This window comes from Streptomyces sp. NRRL S-350 (assembly GCF_000719705.1).
In the GTDB taxonomy this organism is placed as follows: domain Bacteria; phylum Actinomycetota; class Actinomycetes; order Streptomycetales; family Streptomycetaceae; genus Kitasatospora.
The window spans coordinates 2,501-5,063 of the sequence record NZ_JOHO01000127.1; the positions used below are offsets into that span (position 1 = coordinate 2,501).

Below are 2,563 nucleotides of genomic sequence, written 5' to 3' on the forward strand. Positions count from 1 at the left end.
GTGTGCCTACAAGCCGTGGGAGCGTCGTTCGCCAGCTTGCTGGTGGGCCGTGACTGCGTGCCTTTTGAAGAATGAGCCTGCGAGTTTGCGGTGTGTAGCGAGGTTAACCCGTGTGGGGTAGCCGTAGCGAAAGCGAGTCCGAATAGGGCGACTGAGTTGCATGCCCAAGACCCGAAGCGGAGTGATCTAGCCATGGGCAGGTTGAAGCGGAGGTAAGACTTCGTGGAGGACCGAACCCACCAGGGTTGAAAACCTGGGGGATGACCTGTGGTTAGGGGTGAAAGGCCAATCAAACTCCGTGATAGCTGGTTCTCCCCGAAATGCATTTAGGTGCAGCGTCACGTGTTTCTTGCCGGAGGTAGAGCACTGGATAGGCGATGGGCCTTACCGGGTTACTGACCTTAGCCAAACTCCGAATGCCGGTAAGTGAGAGCGTGGCAGTGAGACTGTGGGGGATAAGCTCCATGGTCGAGAGGGAAACAGCCCAGAACACCGACTAAGGTCCCTAAGCGTGTGCTAAGTGGGAAAGGATGTGGAGTCGCAGAGACAACCAGGAGGTTGGCTTAGAAGCAGCCACCCTTGAAAGAGTGCGTAATAGCTCACTGGTCAAGTGATTCCGCGCCGACAATGTAGCGGGGCTCAAGCACATCACCGAAGTCGTGTCATTGCAACTATAGGGCCAACGCCTGTTGTGATGGGTAGGGGAGCGTCGTGTGCCGGGTGAAGCGGCGGTGGAAACCAGTCGTGGACGGTATACGAGTGAGAATGCAGGCATGAGTAGCGATACAAGAGTGGGAAACTCTTGCGCCGATTGACCAAGGGTTCCTGGGTCAAGCTGATCTGCCCAGGGTAAGTCGGGACCTAAGGCGAGGCCGACAGGCGTAGTCGATGGACAACGGGTTGATATTCCCGTACCCGCTTTGAAGCGCCAACGCTGAACCTCTTGATGCTAAGCCCGTGAAGCCGGCCCGGAGTCTTCGGACAAAGGGACGTGGTGGAGCCGGTGGCCCAATGGGGTAGTAGGTGAGCGATGGGGTGACGCAGGAAGGTAGTCCAGCCCGGGCGGTGGTTGTCCCGGGGTAAGGGTGTAGGACGAACGGTAGGCAAATCCGCCGTTCACGTAGTCTGAGACCTGATGCCGAGCCGATTGTGGTGAAGTGGATGATCCTATGCTGTCGAGAAAAGCCTCTAGCGAGTTTCATGGCGGCCCGTACCCCAAACCGACTCAGGTGGTCAGGTAGAGAATACCGAGGCGTTCGGGTGAACTATGGTTAAGGAACTCGGCAAAATGCCCCCGTAACTTCGGGAGAAGGGGGGCCATTCCTGGTGACGAGTCTTGCACTCCGAGCTGGGGGTGGCCGCAGAGACCAGCGAGAAGCGACTGTTTACTAAAAACACAGGTCCGTGCGAAGCCGTAAGGCGATGTATACGGACTGACGCCTGCCCGGTGCTGGAACGTTAAGGGGACCGGTTAGCTTGGATTCGTCCAGGCGAAGCTGAGAACTTAAGCGCCAGTAAACGGCGGTGGTAACTATAACCATCCTAAGGTAGCGAAATTCCTTGTCGGGTAAGTTCCGACCTGCACGAATGGCGTAACGACTTCTCGACTGTCTCAACCATAGGCCCGGTGAAATTGCATTACGAGTAAAGATGCTCGTTTCGCGCAGCAGGACGGAAAGACCCCGGGACCTTTACTATAGCTTGATATTGGTGTTCGGTTCGGCTTGTGTAGGATAGGTGGGAGACTGTGAAGCCGTGACGCCAGTCATGGTGGAGTCGCCGTTGAAATACCACTCTGGTCGTGCTGGATGTCTAACCTGGGTCCGTGATCCGGATCAGGGACAGTGTCTGGTGGGTAGTTTAACTGGGGCGGTTGCCTCCTAAAGAGTAACGGAGGCGCCCAAAGGTTCCCTCAGCCTGGTTGGCAATCAGGTGTTGAGTGTAAGTGCACAAGGGAGCTTGACTGTGAGACTGACGGGTCGAGCAGGTACGAAAGTAGGGACTAGTGATCCGGCGGTGGCTTGTGGAAGCGCCGTCGCTCAACGGATAAAAGGTACCCCGGGGATAACAGGCTGATCTTCCCCAAGAGTCCATATCGACGGGATGGTTTGGCACCTCGATGTCGGCTCGTCGCATCCTGGGGCTGGAGTAGGTCCCAAGGGTTGGGCTGTTCGCCCATTAAAGCGGTACGCGAGCTGGGTTTAGAACGTCGTGAGACAGTTCGGTCCCTATCCGCTGTGCGCGTAGGAGTGTTGAGAAGGGCTGTCCCTAGTACGAGAGGACCGGGACGGACGAACCTCTGGTGTGCCAGTTGTCCTGCCAAGGGCATGGCTGGTTGGCTACGTTCGGGAGGGATAACCGCTGAAAGCATCTAAGCGGGAAGCCTGCTTCGAGATGAGCACTCCCACCTCCTTGAGAGGGTAAGGCTCCCAGTAGACGACTGGGTTGATAGGCCGGATATGGAAGCCCTGTGAGGGGTGGAGTTGACCGGTACTAATAGGCCGAGGGCTTGTCCTCAGTTGCTCGCGTCCACTGTGTTGTTCTGAAACAACGACCCCAGCCC

1 rRNA gene (only partly in view) is annotated in these 2,563 nt (G+C 56.9%); it reads left to right on the forward strand.

From position 1 onward, the window contains the following. Positions 1-2,517, forward strand: a 23S ribosomal RNA gene (locus tag IF30_RS0139800) (it extends 603 nt beyond the left edge of the window). Positions 2,518-2,563: the final 46 nt, after the last annotated feature.